Origin of the sequence: Alkalihalophilus marmarensis DSM 21297, assembly GCF_000474275.2 — a bacterium.
GTDB classification, from domain to species: Bacteria; Bacillota; Bacilli; order Bacillales; family Bacillaceae_D; genus Alkalihalophilus; species Alkalihalophilus marmarensis.
Map to the genome: position 1 here is coordinate 91,266 of NZ_ATAE01000035.1, position 14,877 is coordinate 106,142.

Annotated in this window: 13 protein-coding genes; all 13 read right to left on the reverse strand. The window is 40.5% G+C overall.

The annotated features are described in order from the left end of the window. Positions 1-417: 417 nt before the first annotated feature. The 13 genes from pnpS to ystJ all read right to left on the reverse strand — a co-directional run bounded on the left by pnpS (position 418) and on the right by ystJ (position 14,867). Positions 418-2,199 (reverse strand): two-component system histidine kinase PnpS, encoded by a 1,782-nt coding sequence (gene pnpS / locus A33I_RS13085; protein ID WP_022628831.1) that lies wholly within the window; start codon positions 2,197-2,199, stop codon positions 418-420. Then, the gene (locus A33I_RS13090; RefSeq protein WP_012960013.1) at positions 2,192-2,917 is read right to left on the reverse strand and encodes a response regulator transcription factor; all 726 of its coding nucleotides are present in this window, start codon (positions 2,915-2,917) and stop codon (positions 2,192-2,194) included. Before A33I_RS13090 ends, pnpS begins: the two co-directional genes overlap by 8 nt. A gap of 222 nt (positions 2,918-3,139) precedes the next feature. After that, positions 3,140-4,084, reverse strand: coding sequence for a malate dehydrogenase (mdh, locus tag A33I_RS13095; protein ID WP_012960014.1), 945 nt, complete (start codon positions 4,082-4,084; stop codon positions 3,140-3,142). A gap of 133 nt (positions 4,085-4,217) precedes the next feature. Further along, complete coding sequence (gene icd / locus A33I_RS13100; protein ID WP_012960015.1) at positions 4,218-5,486, reverse strand: NADP-dependent isocitrate dehydrogenase; 1,269 nt, start codon at positions 5,484-5,486, stop codon at positions 4,218-4,220. Positions 5,487-5,595: 109 nt separating this feature from the next. Then, positions 5,596-6,711 (reverse strand): citrate synthase, encoded by a 1,116-nt coding sequence (citZ, locus tag A33I_RS13105; protein WP_022628832.1) that lies wholly within the window; start codon positions 6,709-6,711, stop codon positions 5,596-5,598. Between the two features lie 218 nt (positions 6,712-6,929). Next, positions 6,930-7,403, reverse strand: a complete 474-nt coding sequence (locus A33I_RS13110; RefSeq protein WP_012960017.1) for a DUF441 domain-containing protein — start codon at positions 7,401-7,403, stop codon at positions 6,930-6,932. A gap of 143 nt (positions 7,404-7,546) precedes the next feature. Beyond that, positions 7,547-7,942, reverse strand: coding sequence for an FxsA family protein (locus tag A33I_RS13115; RefSeq protein WP_012960018.1), 396 nt, complete (start codon positions 7,940-7,942; stop codon positions 7,547-7,549). 87 nt (positions 7,943-8,029) lie between these two features. Further along, positions 8,030-9,784 carry a pyruvate kinase gene (pyk, locus tag A33I_RS13120; RefSeq protein ID WP_022628834.1) on the reverse strand — a complete coding sequence of 585 codons (1,755 nt, stop codon included), beginning with the start codon at positions 9,782-9,784 and terminating at the stop codon, positions 8,030-8,032. Between the two features lie 50 nt (positions 9,785-9,834). Continuing rightward, on the reverse strand, positions 9,835-10,794 hold the full coding sequence (gene pfkA, locus A33I_RS13125) for a 6-phosphofructokinase (RefSeq protein WP_022628835.1): 960 nt from the start codon (positions 10,792-10,794) through the stop codon (positions 9,835-9,837). Between the two features lie 213 nt (positions 10,795-11,007). Then, the gene (gene accA / locus A33I_RS13130) at positions 11,008-11,985 is read right to left on the reverse strand and encodes an acetyl-CoA carboxylase carboxyl transferase subunit alpha (protein ID WP_012960021.1); all 978 of its coding nucleotides are present in this window, start codon (positions 11,983-11,985) and stop codon (positions 11,008-11,010) included. Positions 11,986-11,998: 13 nt separating this feature from the next. Further along, positions 11,999-12,847, reverse strand: a complete 849-nt coding sequence (gene accD, locus A33I_RS13135; protein WP_012960022.1) for an acetyl-CoA carboxylase, carboxyltransferase subunit beta — start codon at positions 12,845-12,847, stop codon at positions 11,999-12,001. A gap of 83 nt (positions 12,848-12,930) precedes the next feature. Continuing rightward, positions 12,931-13,596: a FadR/GntR family transcriptional regulator gene (locus A33I_RS13140; RefSeq protein ID WP_012960023.1), complete on the reverse strand. Its 666-nt coding sequence runs from the start codon at positions 13,594-13,596 to the stop codon at positions 12,931-12,933. Positions 13,597-13,628: 32 nt separating this feature from the next. Next, positions 13,629-14,867, reverse strand: coding sequence for an NADP-dependent malic enzyme (gene ystJ / locus A33I_RS13145; protein WP_022628836.1), 1,239 nt, complete (start codon positions 14,865-14,867; stop codon positions 13,629-13,631). Positions 14,868-14,877: the final 10 nt, after the last annotated feature.

Consider the following 14,877-nt stretch of genomic DNA (forward strand, 5'->3'; position numbering starts at 1 on the left):
ATCATTAGTACTTTATACGAGATGACTTTCCAAAAAGATTCAAATCCTATGAAAAAAGAACGATAGATTTTATACGATTGATTCTATAATGTTAGAAAATCCCTTACTATTATAGTATAGATTCTCTCTAACATGCAGGAAAAATTGTAAATATTGATAAAATGTTGGTGAATTTTGTACGTTTAGGAGGATGTACAGGAATGGGAAAAGACGAAAGCTAAGGGGGTGCTTTCGTCTTTTTAAGGGGATGTAAATCAACGTGAACAAACATATAGATGGGATGAGCACCTAACGTTTGCCCGTATTGATGAAACCGTTCACTAATCATTGTAGATGATCTTCATTAAGCATTAATGAATAGAATGTAAATATATTGTAAAATTTTCTTTTTCTATTCTATCCCATGAAGCTAGGTTCTCACTGCTTCTCTTGATCTATCATCTGATCTTTCATAAAATGAATGGTGAACGTCGTTCCATGACCAAGCTCACTTTCAACTGAAAGCTTTCCGTTATGTGCTTCTACTAAATGTTTAACAATCGCAAGACCTAGACCTGTCCCTCCAGAGTTTCTGCTCCGTGCCCGATCTACGCGGTAAAACCTTTCAAATATTCGCGGCAGTTCACTTGATTCTATCCCAATTCCATTATCTGAAACAGTAAATAAGATTGATTGATGATCCTGTGTGACTGAGACATTAATTTCCCCATGGTTCGGAGTATAGGTTATCGCATTGCTGATTAAATTAATCGCCACTTGTTTCAGTCGTTCTGAGTCCCCGTCCATTTCTACTGAAGAGGCTGCATGCAGTGAAATAGCAATTTCTTTTGCCTCAGCCTTTGGCCTTAATAACTCAACTGCATCTTGAACAATTTTTGTTAACTCAGCCCTACCCCAATTCAAACGAAAATAATGTTGTTCTAATTTTGAAAGCTCGAGTAAGTCTTGAATCAAACTTTGCAGCCTTTCGCTCTCTTTATGGATAATCGTTAGAAACTTTTCCATATAAGCAGGATCAGCCATAGCGCCATCAAGCAGTGTTTCTGAAAATCCTTTGATTGAGGTAACCGGCGTCTTTAATTCATGTGATACATTTGCTACGAAGTCTTTTCGCACCTGCTCTAATTTTTTTAGTTCTGTTATATCATGGAGGACAAGTACAATTCCTTTTACCATACCCATTTCGCTCAAAATAGGAGCTGCCTGAATATCAAAGTGCTTTGTATCAATTCCGGTCACAAGTTGTATCTGTTCTCGATGTCTTTTTTCGGTTATAAATATTGTTTGCACAATTTTGATTAACTCTTTGGACTTGAATACTTCATGGTACAGCTGATTGAGCCACTTATCTGTATTTTCCTCAAAGATCTCGTGACATTTTTGGTTAATCAGCGAAATATCCCCTCTTGTATTGATGAAAATAAGTCCGCTACCCATATTGTTTATTAACGTCTCGAGTCTCTCTTGCTGCGCTTCGTGACGTTTTGTTATTTGTTCAAGATTATAAGCGAGAACATTCATAGAACGAGTCAGCTGTCCGACTTCATCCTGTTTCCCTTCAAATGTTCTCGCTTTAAAATTACCTTCTGCAAGTTCAATCGCTACTTCTGAAGCATTTTCAATTGGTCTGATCATTTCATTAGCTATACGGTACGTAATCGCACCAATTACAATAAACGCAACAGTAAAGCTGACAATGAGGATTGTCCAAATAGTTTCATTCAACTTAGCAATCGTCTGTGTCGCAAGACCAAGTCTTACATATCCAGATTGCTCAGCATCTACTTGATAAGGAACAGCATAATATAACAGCTCTTGTCCAATCGTATCACTGTACCGCATCTCTGTTCCATTTTTACCTTCACGGACTTCCCTGATTTCAGGCCGGTCTGCATGATTATCCATATCCTCTGGATCGGTTGCTGACTCCCCTAGAACAGTTCCATCTGCTGCAATGATTGTGACCCGGGCATCGAGCCTTTCACTCATCCTGAGCGCCAGCTGCTGTTCATCAATCGCTTCTTCTGAATGAGATTCAATTGTAAAAGCAGCAAGCTCAGCTTCTTTCATTAGTCGATCTGTTAGATGATTTTCATATATATTTTTATATACTTGTCCAATCACTAATCCTAAGCTTGCCATCACAAGCAACGTAACGCTTAGGATCGCAAAGACAAGCCTGAATTTAAGCTTATGCATGAAGCTGCGGCTCTTCTAATTTATAGCCTAGGCCCCTCACTGTTTTAATGTACACTGGTTTTTTCGTGTTCGGTTCAATTTTTTCTCTCAGATGGCTGATATGAACATCCACTATTCTTGTATCACCCACAAACTCATAGTTCCATACTGCATTTAATAATTGGTCTCTCGTCAGCACCCTGCCCTTATGATTAGCTAAATAAAGAAATAGTTCAAATTCTTTTGGAGTCAGTTCTAACGCTTTTTTATGAACGAGAACTTCATAATTTTCAGGGAAAATCTCCACATCACCAATTTTTATGACACGGCCGTTTTCTTCATTATTAGCCGCCTCACTTGTCTCTGAGAGTTGAGCGGAACGTCTTAAGATCGCTCGGACTCTAGCCACTACTTCTCTTGGACTAAAGGGCTTCGTCATATAATCATCCGCCCCAAGCTCAAGTCCCAATACTTTATCGAACTCATCGTCTTTGGCTGTCAGCATGAGAATAGGCGTCATCTTTTTATTTTGTCTTAGCTGCTTACAAATATCTAAGCCATCAATTTTAGGTAACATTAAATCAAGTATCAACAGATCAAAAGGTTCATCCTTAGCAAGTGCTAATCCTTCTTCTCCATCTGATGCGACAGTCACTTCAAACCCTGACTGCTCTAAATTAAATTGCAATAGTGTTGCAATCGATTCTTCATCATCTACTACTAAAATTCTTTGTGCCATTTTGTTACCCTCCACACTCTACCTTATGTAGATCTTATATTAAACGGCTTCAAAAACGTCTTACTTATGTACTCATCCCTTTTCATAGTTAGTATACCAAAGTTCTTTCACATTTCATCATTCTTTTCTATTTTACTCGTTTAGTTTTTTCACTGGTTAAAAGGAATTGAGCAAATAAAAAAGCCTTATGAACATCAGGTCCATAAGGCATACTTCACTGTATCAATCGTTTGGCAGAGCCTGCATTACATTGCGAATAGACTCTACTGATTTTTCTAGAGCAGATTTTTCTTCATCTGTTAAATCAAGTTCAATTACTTTTTCAATACCGTCGCCGCCTAGAATCGTCGGCACACCGGCATATAAATCTTCATATCCATACTCGCCTTCAAGGTAAGCAATTGTAGGAATAACACGCTTCTTATCTTTTAAGATCGCCTCAACCATTTGAGCAAGTGAAGCTGCAGGTGCATAATACGCGCTGCCATTTCCTAATAAGCCAACGATTTCACCGCCGCCCTTACGTGTACGTTCAACAATCTCATCAATACGCTCTTTTGGAATCAATTTCTCTAACGGTACTCCTCCAGCTGCTGAGTAACGGATTAGAGGGACCATATCATCTCCGTGGCCGCCAAGAACAAAACCAGTAATATCTTCAACTGATAAATTTAATTCTTGTGCAACAAACGTGCGGAAACGAGCCGTATCAAGAACACCAGATTGACCGATTACACGGTTTTTAGGAAATCCTGATTCTTTATACACAGTATACGTCATAGCATCTGCTGGGTTCGTTAAAACGATAATATAGCAGTTTGGCGAGTGTTTGACTACTTCTTTCGTTACAGCTTTCATAATACCGGCATTAGTGCTGACTAAATCGTCACGGCTCATCCCTGGCTTACGAGCAATCCCAGCAGTGATCACGACAACATCTGAATCCTTCGTATCTTCATAGCTTGATGTGCCGATAATGTTTGAGTCCACACCTTGTACAGGCGTTGATTCAAGCATATCTAATGCTTTCCCTTTAGTCGGCCCCTCTAATTGAGGGATGTCCACTAATACAACATCGCCAAGCTCTTTTTGAGCGACCATTAATGCTGTAGTGGCGCCGGTAAAACCTGCACCGATAACTGAAATCTTTCTACGCTTAATTGCCATCTTCATCAACTCCCAGTTATGATAGTGAAACGATTTATTCCATAAATTAAGTTTATATCATTTTACCCTTAGATACAAAGAATTCAAAAAGCCCTAAATAAGGACTTTTTGAATTCATAAATGTTTTATGATCTTAAAGATTTTTTATTAACTCATCAGCAAAGCCTGAACATTTCACTTCAGTTGCACCGTCCATTAGACGAGCAAAGTCATATGTTACTACTTTACTTGCAATTGTTTTATCCATAGAAGCCATGATTAAGTCAGCAGCTTCGTTCCAGCCTAAGTGACGAAGCATAAGCTCACCAGATAGAAGAACAGAAGATGGGTTTACTTTATCAAGTCCAGCATACTTAGGTGCTGTACCGTGTGTTGCTTCAAAGATTGCATGACCAGTATCGTAATTGATGTTTGCTCCAGGAGCAATTCCAATACCGCCAACTTGTGCAGCAAGGGCATCAGAAATGTAATCACCATTTAAGTTCATTGTAGCTACTACGTCGAACTCTTTTGGACGAGTTAAGATTTGTTGTAAGAAGATATCAGCAATTGAATCTTTTACAATGATTTTGCCAGCAGCTTCTGCATCAGCTTGAGCTTTATCTGCAGCGTCTTTACCTTCTGCTTCAACAATCTTGTCATATTGAGCCCAAGTGAATACTTTATCTCCAAATTCACGCTCAGCTACTTCATAACCCCAGTTCTTGAAAGCACCTTCTGTGTACTTCATGATGTTTCCTTTATGAACTAGTGTTACACTCTTACGGCCTTCATCAATTGCATATTGAATAGCCGCACGAACCAGTCGGTCTGTACCTTCTTGTGATACAGGCTTAATACCAATACCAGATGTTTCAGGGAAACGGATCTTGCTAGCTCCCATCTCTTCACGAAGGAATTTAATTAATTTCTTTACTTCATCAGAACCTTCTTGATACTCAATTCCAGCATAGATATCTTCTGAGTTCTCACGGAAGATAACCATGTTCGTATCTTCAGGACGTTTAACAGGAGATGGAACTCCTTCAAAGTAACGTACTGGACGTAGACATACGTACAAATCTAACTCTTGACGTAATGCAACGTTAAGCGAACGAATTCCGCCGCCTACTGGTGTTGTAAGAGGGCCTTTAATTGCGATCATGTACTTGCGAACCGCATCAAGAGTTTCATCCGGTAACCAGCTTCCAGTTTCGTTGAATGCTTTTTCACCAGCTAAAATTTCTTTCCAAACGATTTTCTTTTCGCCATTATAAGCTTTCTCAACTGCAGCATCCATTACACGTGAAGCTGCTGCCCAAATATCAGGACCAATTCCGTCACCTTCGATATAAGGAACAATTGGGTTATTAGGGACATCAAGTACCCCGTTATCTACCTTAATTACATCTCCGTTTGCCATGTTACATTACCTCCCTAGATTGATAAAGCTGTCTTTCTTTTTGACAAATATGACCTTGTCCGCTTATTACGTATGTACAAGGAGATAAAAGCTCCTTGTTACGCTGAAATTAGCGCTGTTCAATTGGAATATATGTTTGTTTAGCCGGTCCTACATATTCAGCACGTGGACGGATTAGTCGGTTGTCACTGTATTGCTCTAGAATGTGAGCTAACCAACCTGATGCACGGCTGACAGCGAAGATTGGCGTAAACAAGTCATGTTTGATCCCAAGACTATGGTAAACACTAGCAGAATAAAAATCAACATTTGGAAGCAATCCTTTTTCGCCAGTAACCATATCTTCAATCTTAATTGACATATCATACCACTTAGATTCGCCTGTAATACCCGTTAAACGTTTAGACATTTCACGTAAATGTTTCGCACGCGGATCACCGTTTTTATACACTCGGTGTCCAAAGCCCATAATCTTTTCTTTATTATCAAATGCTTTGCGAATGTATGGTTCTACATTTTCAACTTGTTCAATTTCCATCAGCATAGACATTACAGCTTCGTTCGCACCGCCGTGAAGAGGACCTTTAAGAGCGCCGATTGCCGCTGTAATTCCAGAATATACATCAGAAAGAGTAGCTACACATACACGTGCAGTAAACGTTGAAGCATTAAGCTCATGGTCAGCATGCAGAACAAGTGCTTTATTAAATGCATTTACTGCAATTTCGTCCGGCTCTTCACCATTAAGCATGTATAAGAAGTTTGCAGCAAACCCTAAATCCTTGCGAGGAGCTACTGGTTCTTTGCCTTCACGCACTCGAGAAAACGCTGTCACAATTGTTGGGATCTGTGCTTGGATCTTAAGCGCCTTTAGTCTGTTCGCTTCTTCTTCCATTACATCTGCATTTTCATCAAATAATGCGAGACTTGAAATAGCCGTACGAAGAGCAGCCATCGGATGAACTTCATTGATTGGATATGACTTCATCTGATCAATGATTGCTTGTGGAATTTCTGCATGATCAGCAAGCTCTTGAGTAAATGAACGTAATTCATCTTCTTTAGGAAGACGTCCATTCCAAAGCAGGTAAATTACCTCTTCAAAACTCGCATTATCTGCTAAATCGTCAATATCATACCCTTGATAGGTTAAGACGCTTTCAATAATTGAACTGACACTTGATGTCGTTGCAACAATTCCTTCTAGACCACGAGTTGTACTCACGTTAATCTCTCCTTTTCCCTAATTATCTTTTTTCATCTTTCGGTAAATGCTTACATTTCCAATTAAAAAAAGAAATGTGCGCTATGTAGGAAGGATGTACACAAGCACCATTATAAACATTTTTTACACTTTTGTGAACGTTTAAATAGTAATTAAATTGAATCATTTTAAAACTATCACTACATTTAGTATTCTGATAGTTTTAATCAGCAGCGGTCTTACCCGCCTAAATTTGAAAAGAATTGTACAACCCTCATCGCTAGATAAGCAATGCCCGCACCGATTAAGGGACCTACTGCGACTCCATTAAATAGGGCAACCGCCAAAATCGTACCAAACACCAATGCCGTTGTAATATGAGGATCATTTTTTAAAAGGTCAATTCCACTTGCTGCAATGAGTGCAACAAGAATGCCTGAGGCTAATGCAATCCACGCATAGGAAGACCGCACTGCTTCGCCAAGTTGTTTAAAACCAATGTCACCTGTAACAATCGGCGTTAAAACCGCTATCGTTATAACAGTGACTCCTATATTAATCCCCTTTTGTTGGAAAATTGGAAATAATTTATCGCCAAGTCCTACCCATTTTATAATAAGCAAGAATCCAACAGCAACTAATAGAGATTGGTTTTTAGCAAGAAGGGCAACGGCAAGTAGAATCAGCATAAATAACGTTGCTTGTGAAAACAAGTTTGTACCCAACCTTCCTCCTTAGCAATTCTACTTTATCATATCATAGTTTTGAAAATTCCGCCATGTTTCACGCTTTTGCTACAAGCTGGGAAATACTGCATTGTGAGATGAAAATAAAAACCACAGCTTATATGCTGTGGTTATCGTCTAGACATAATTATAAAATTCCCATTTTTGATCATTTTATTAAAGATCGAGAGCAGGAAGCCTTTTGCAATCCCGCGAGTTGCTGGTATTAGCAGAAAGAACCCTATTGCATCTGTAATAAATCCCGGGGTTAAAAGAACAACTCCCCCAATGAGAATACAAATACCATCAAGCATGACACTGCTAGGCAGCTGACCTTGACTCGCTTGAAGCTGAGCTACTCGAATCGCTTGAAGCCCTTCTTTTTTGGCAAGCCATGCCCCGAGTACTCCTGTTAAAATGATAAGAGCAATGGTAGGCCACACACCGATCGTATTCCCAGATAGAATAAGCACGGCAATTTCTAGGGCAGGAACGATAATAATTAGTAATAAGAGGATTCTAAACATCGTTCTCTCCTTTATTTATAAGTCATGCACCCAAAACACATGTGATAAAAAAAGAGAGAAGGAAAAATCCCTTCTCCCTAAATCTTATTATAATACACTTGCATGTCCTCTGTAAATGTCACCACGTGCGCCGTCTACTGTAATCTCTTCACCATCTTTGAATAGATCAAGTGCATTAACCACACCAACAATCACAGGTGTGCTTAGACTTAAACCGACTACTGCAGCGTGAGACGTTAAACCGCCTTCTTCTGTAATAACAGCTGCTGCCTTTTCAAAGGCAGGGATCATGTCTTTATCTGTGCTGTACGTGACAAGAATAGAACCTTCTTTTACCTTTTCATTTGCTTCTTGCGCATTTTGAGCTACGACTACTTTACCTGAAGCTGAACGACGGCCAATCCCTTGACCTTTAGCCACAACTTCTCCAATTACATGTACTTTCATCAAGTTCGTCGTGCCAGTTTCTCCTACAGGAACACCCGCCGTAATAACAACAAGATCTCCTTGACCAATTTGACCAGCTTGTACGGCCGTATTTACCGTTGTATCGAGCATTTCATCTGTTGTTTGAGCTGTTTGTCCCATTAGCGGGAATACACCCCATACTAGGCTTAATGTGCGCATAACACGCTCATTGCTTGTCACCGCAATGATTGGAGACTCTGGACGGTATTTAGCTACGACACGAGCTGTGTAACCACTCTCTGTAGCTGTGAGTATAGCTGATGCATTCAAATTAAATGCAGCATGAGCTACAGACTGGCTGATTGCACTTGTAATCGAAGGACGCGTTTCTTTTGTATGCTTAGAAAGAATTGCTTGATAGTTTAGTGCTTGTTCTGTACGAGCAGCAATGTTATTCATTGTCTGCACAGCTTCTACAGGATAATCACCAGCTGCTGTTTCCCCTGAAAGCATAATCGCGTCTGTACCATCAAAAATAGCATTTGCCACATCACTCGCCTCAGCACGAGTCGGACGAGGATTGCGCTGCATAGAATCAAGCATTTGTGTAGCTGTAATAACAGGTTTTGCTACTGCATTACATTTTTTAATTAATTCTTTTTGTACAAGCGGAACTTCTTCTGCTGGAATTTCCACACCTAAATCTCCGCGAGCAACCATTAATCCATCAGATACTTCAAGGATTTCATCGATATTGTCGACACCTTCTTGGTTTTCAATCTTAGGGATAATTTGGATATCAATTGCTTGATTCTGCTCAAGAAGTTCACGAATCTCAAGCACATCAGATGCACGGCGTACAAATGAAGCGGCAATAAAGTCTACCCCTTGTTCAATACCAAATTTAATATCAGCCGTATCTTTTTCAGTGATACCAGGAAGTTTCACACTTACATTAGGTACGTTGACACCTTTTTTGTTTTTAAGAGTACCGCTGTTTAAAACTTTTGTTTCAATTTCTTTCTCTCTAACTTCTACAACCTCTAATCCAATCAGGCCGTCATCAAGCAAGATTTTTGAACCCGGATGCACATCTTGAACAAGTCCAGGGTATGTAATTGAAATCTTCTCTGTATTGCCTACTACTTCTTCCATTGAGACAACAAGGCTTTGACCTGCTTTTAATTCAGCAACGCCGCCTTCTAGTGTCTGTGTGCGAATTTCAGGACCTTTCGTATCAAGTAAGATCGCTACTGTTTTGCCTGTGCGCTTACTCGCTTCACGGATGTTCTCAATTCTCGCACCATGTTCTTCAAAATCACCGTGAGAAAAGTTTAATCTTGCAACGTTCATTCCAGATTCTATTAATTCAACCAACGTATCAATCTGCTCACTCGCTGGACCAATCGTACATACAATTTTCGTTTTACGCATATTCTGCCTCCTGTAATTGCTGATCTACTATCTAGAGTCTATTTTTGGGGTTAAATGGAAAGTTCTTGTGAAAGCTTGTACATGTCAAGATCGACGGAATGCGGCTGTGCTAGTACTTCATTGATGTCATGATGGACTAATTTATTATTTTGAATTCCTACTGTACGACCTGCTTCTCCCTCAAGCAGAAGATCGACAGCTTTCGCTCCTAAACGGCTAGCAAGCACACGATCTGCCCCTGTTGGAGATCCGCCTCGCTGAATATGACCAAGAACGGTTACACGTGTTTCCATCTTTGTAGCATCGCTAATACGTTTACCAAAGTCCATACCGCTGCCTGCACCCTCTGCAACGATAATGATACTGTGCTTCTTGCCGCGCTCTTGTCCACGTTCTAGACGACTGATGATTTGATTCATATCGTAATCTGCTTCTGGAATAACAATCGTTTCTGCTCCATCAGCAAGCCCTGACCATAAAGCAAGGTCTCCAGCATGACGACCCATTACTTCAATGACATAGGTACGCTCATGCGAAGTCGCCGTATCACGAATTTTATCGATGGCATCAATAACTGTATTCAATGCAGTATCAAATCCGATTGTATAGTCCGTACCAGGAATATCATTATCAATCGTACCAGGAACACCAATCGTTGGGAAGCCATGTTCTGTCAGTTTTTGAGCACCACGGTAAGAACCGTCGCCGCCGATTACTACAAGCCCTTCGATCCCAAATTTCTTAAGTTGTTCAATTCCTTTTTTCTGACCTTCAAGAGTTTTAAACTCTTCACAGCGTGCAGTGTAGAGCATAGTCCCGCCGCGATGAATAATATCACCTACTGAACCAAGTTCCATTTTACGAATATCACCAGCAATTAGACCTGCATATCCGTAAGAAATTCCATACACTTCTAAATCATGATAGATTGCTTTACGGACAACCGCACGGATCGCGGCATTCATTCCCGGTGAATCTCCACCACTTGTTAATACTCCAATTCGTTTCATGAATACTCCCTCCATCAAGCGTCAAATTTATATATCTAAAAGAGACCTTAAATTGACAATCCCTTTTTTTACAAGGTGCCAAACCTACATTCTTCGTGCTTTCCACCTATTATCATGCTCTCATTTTAAAAAAATACCACTTAAATCAACTGAACACAATACAGATGCTTCCAAAACAAAAAGTGCTTTCTATTAACCAGAAAGCACTTTACCTTATTCTACGCCAATGGTATCGTTTACAAACGTAAATTGTCCGATTTTTTTGTATTTTTGATAACGTGTATTCACCAGCTCATCTTTTGATAATTTTTCCAAATCTCCTAGTGATTCACGCAGCATCTGATCCATTGCTTCTGCTTGGCTTTTCACATCTCGGTGAGCCCCGCCTTTTGCTTCACGGATAATTCCATCGATGATCCCTAATTCCTTAAGATCAGGTGCTGTAATCTTCATCGTTTCAGCTGCTTTTTGGGCAAGAGTCGCATCTTTCCATAGAAGCGCCGCTGCTCCTTCTGGTGAAATAACAGAGTAAGTAGAATTCTCGAGCATGAAAATACGATCTCCTACTCCAAGTGCCAATGCTCCACCGCTTCCGCCTTCACCGATGACAATGCAAATCACAGGCACAGTCAAACCAGCCATTTCAAGCAAGTTTCTTGCAATCGCTTCACTTTGGCCTCTTTCCTCTGCTGCCATACCAGGGTATGCACCTTTTGTATCAATAAAGCACACAATTGGACGATTGAACTTTTCTGCTTGTTTCATCAAACGAAGCGCTTTGCGGTAGCCTTCAGGATGAGGCATTCCGAAATTTCGGCGAATATTTTCTTTCGTATCTTTTCCTCTTTGGTGTCCAATGACTGTAACTGGCTTCCCGTGATATTTTGCAATCCCGCCGACAATAGCAGCGTCATCTCCATATAAGCGGTCCCCATGCATTTCCAGGAAATCTGTAAATAAATGTTCAATGTAATCAAGGGTAGTTGGACGGTCGCTATGCCTTGCTATTTGAACACGTTCCCATGGCTGAAGATTGCCGTAAATATCTTTTTCTAATTGTTGAAGTCTTTTCTCAAGCTTCTCGATTTCATCACTTAAATCAATCTCTTTTTCACTTGTAAACGCTTTAAGTTCTGTAATCTTGTCTCTTAATTCAACAATCGGCTTTTCAAAACCTAGTTCACTTGCCATTTTCTACACCTCCTTATGCATGTTGATGAATATCTAATATAGTCGTAAGGACTTTTTTCATTTCTTTACGAGACACAACACGATCAAGCTGTCCATGTTTCAATAGGAATTCAGCAGTTTGGAAATCATCTGGAAGCTCTTGGCGAATCGTTTGTTCAATAATTCTTCTGCCGGCAAACCCAATTAACGCACCTGGTTCAGCAAAATTATAATCACCAAGGGAAGCAAAACTTGCAGATACCCCTCCAGTAGTTGGGTGCGTCATAATTGAAATAAACAAACCGCCATTACGATGTAGCTTTTGAAGGGCCGCACTTGTTTTAGCCATTTGCATTAAGCTAAGTACACCTTCCTGCATACGAGCTCCACCTGAGGCTGAGAACAATAAGAAAGGATAGTCTTTTTCAATAGCTGCTTCGATCGCCCTAGTGATCTTCTCACCTACGACAGAACCCATGCTTCCCATCCGAAAACGTGCATCCATTACTGCAATGACTGCAGGAAACCCATTAACGTCTCCCTCGCCAGTAACCACGGCTTCGTTCAGGTTTGTTTTTACTCGGTCCGCTTCAAGTTTTTCTTCATACGTTGGGAAATCAAGCGGATTCTTCCCAATCATATCTTTGTCGTATTCAACAAAGCTGCCTTCATCAAACAAGCTTTCCATTCTCTCATAAGCACTCATACGATGATGATGACCGCATGAAGCACATACATTTAAATTTTTCTTTAACTCTTTTGTATACATGATGGTACGACATGACGGACATTTCGTCATTAAGCCTTCTGGTACTTCTTGCTTTGCACGCTCTGACGGAATCGTTGCATATCGTTTCTTTTTAGTGAATAAATCCTTAAGCATCTCAGCACCTCACTAGCTTCGGAGCCATATTTTTTAGAGCATATGATCACTTGTCCTAAAATAGTACAACCTTATTAACTTAATTAAAAACGACTATTTTCCAGGTGATTGCGCAACGCATCGAGTGCATCTTCTAACCTCTGGTCAACTAACGCTTGATAAATGGCTTCATGTTCACAAATGGAAGCCTCAGGACGTCCTTCTCGTTTGAGAGATTCTCTGATTGCTACTTTGTTATACTCAACCAATGAAACCCAGATGTTAAGCAGCAGCCTGTTCCCGCAAGCTTCTACAATTGTTTTATGAAACAAATAATCTTCATCAACCGGGAAATCACCATGCTCCCATTCTTCCCTAGACTGATCAATTAAAGACCTGAGTTTGCAAAGCGTCTCAGGAGTCATTCTTCCAAATGCTAAACGTGTCGCTTCTAGTTCTACAATTCGCCTAGTTTCAGTTAAATCCTGCTTAGCACTTTCCTCTTTTAATAAAAATGAAAGAATGATGTTCACAAGGCGGTGACTATTTACTGGCTTTAAAAATGTCCCCTCTCCTCTTCTGGTTTCGATCAAATCTAATAATTCTAGTGCCCGAAGAGCCTCACGCACAGAGGAGCGACCGACATTAAGCCGGTCGCTCAACTCGCGCTCTGAGGGGAGACGATCACCTTGTTTTAAATTATCCTCTTCCATAATCTCATTGATTTTATTAATAATCTCAATGTAGATTTTTGGCTGATGGAGTGACATGAGTCAACCTCTCCTCATTTTCAACTACCTTTTTAGTCTTGACCAATTACAGCAAGCTGACGAGTTTTCTCAGCCACTTGTTCAGGGTCAACTTTTAAACGTGCTACGCCTGTTTCCATCGCCGTTTTCGCCACAGCTGCAGCTACAGCTGGAGCTACACGCGGGTCAAATGGAGCTGGAATGACATAATCTGATGACAGGTCTGCTTCTGCTACTAAATCAGCAATAGCATATACCGCTGCTACTTTCATTTCTTCGTTAATATGTGTAGCACGAACATCCAGCGCTCCGCGGAAAATACCTGGGAATGCTAAGACGTTGTTTACTTGGTTCGGGAAGTCAGAACGTCCTGTTCCAATGACTTTTGCACCTGCAGCTTTAGCATTTTCAGGCATAATTTCTGGAACTGGGTTAGCCATTGCAAAAATAACAGGGTCTGCATTCATTGTTTGAATCATCTCTTCAGTTAAAGCACCAGCAACAGATACACCAATAAATACATCTGCTCCTTTAATTACATCTGCAAGACTGCCTTCTAGGCGGTCACGATTAGTAAATTTAGCTACTTCAGCTTTCACATCGTTCATTCCGTGAGAGCGGCCATCAAAAATAGCACCTTTAGAGTCACACATAATAATGTCGCGGACACCCATACGCTGCATCAATTTAATGATGGCAATCCCAGCTGATCCAGCGCCATTTGCAACAACTTTAATCTCAGACATTTTCTTGCCTGTAATCTTTAACGCATTAATTAAACCAGCAAGCGTTACGATTGCTGTCCCATGTTGGTCGTCATGGAAAACAGGGATATTTGCTTCTTTTTTAAGACGTTCTTCAATTTCAAAGCAGCTCGGTGCCGCGATATCTTCTAAGTTCACGCCGCCAAAAGTCGGCTCCATTAATTTCACTGTCTCAACAATCGTATCGACATCTGTTGAGCGCAGGCAAATAGGGAACGCATCTACGCCTGCGAAAGATTTAAATAGTACTGCTTTACCTTCCATAACAGGAAGTGAAGCTTCAGGACCAATATTTCCAAGTCCAAGCACCGCTGTACCGTTACTTACTACCGCAACCATATTACCTTTCATTGTATATTCATAAACGGATTCAACATCTTCAAAAATCTCTTTACAAGGCTCTGCAACACCTGGTGAGTAAGCAAGGCTTAGATCCCGAGCATTTTTTACAGGCACCTTTGATTTTGATTCTAATTTCCCTTGGTTAGCGCGATGCATATGCAGCGCTTCCTCTCTTGTTGTTGGCACAACAGACACT

Coding starts and splice junctions, on each gene's coding strand:
- pnpS (WP_022628831.1), bottom strand. CDS start 2,199: ATGCATAAGCTTAAATTCAGGCTTGTCTTTGCGATCCTAAGCGTTACG.
- A33I_RS13090 (WP_012960013.1), bottom strand. CDS start 2,917: ATGGCACAAAGAATTTTAGTAGTAGATGATGAAGAATCGATTGCAACA.
- mdh (WP_012960014.1), bottom strand. CDS start 4,084: ATGGCAATTAAGCGTAGAAAGATTTCAGTTATCGGTGCAGGTTTTACC.
- icd (WP_012960015.1), bottom strand. CDS start 5,486: ATGGCAAACGGAGATGTAATTAAGGTAGATAACGGGGTACTTGATGTC.
- A33I_RS13115 (WP_012960018.1), bottom strand. CDS start 7,942: ATGTTTAGAATCCTCTTATTACTAATTATTATCGTTCCTGCCCTAGAA.
- pyk (WP_022628834.1), bottom strand. CDS start 9,784: ATGCGTAAAACGAAAATTGTATGTACGATTGGTCCAGCGAGTGAGCAG.
- pfkA (WP_022628835.1), bottom strand. CDS start 10,794: ATGAAACGAATTGGAGTATTAACAAGTGGTGGAGATTCACCGGGAATG.
- accA (WP_012960021.1), bottom strand. CDS start 11,985: ATGGCAAGTGAACTAGGTTTTGAAAAGCCGATTGTTGAATTAAGAGAC.
- accD (WP_012960022.1), bottom strand. CDS start 12,847: ATGCTTAAGGATTTATTCACTAAAAAGAAACGATATGCAACGATTCCG.
- A33I_RS13140 (WP_012960023.1), bottom strand. CDS start 13,596: ATGTCACTCCATCAGCCAAAAATCTACATTGAGATTATTAATAAAATC.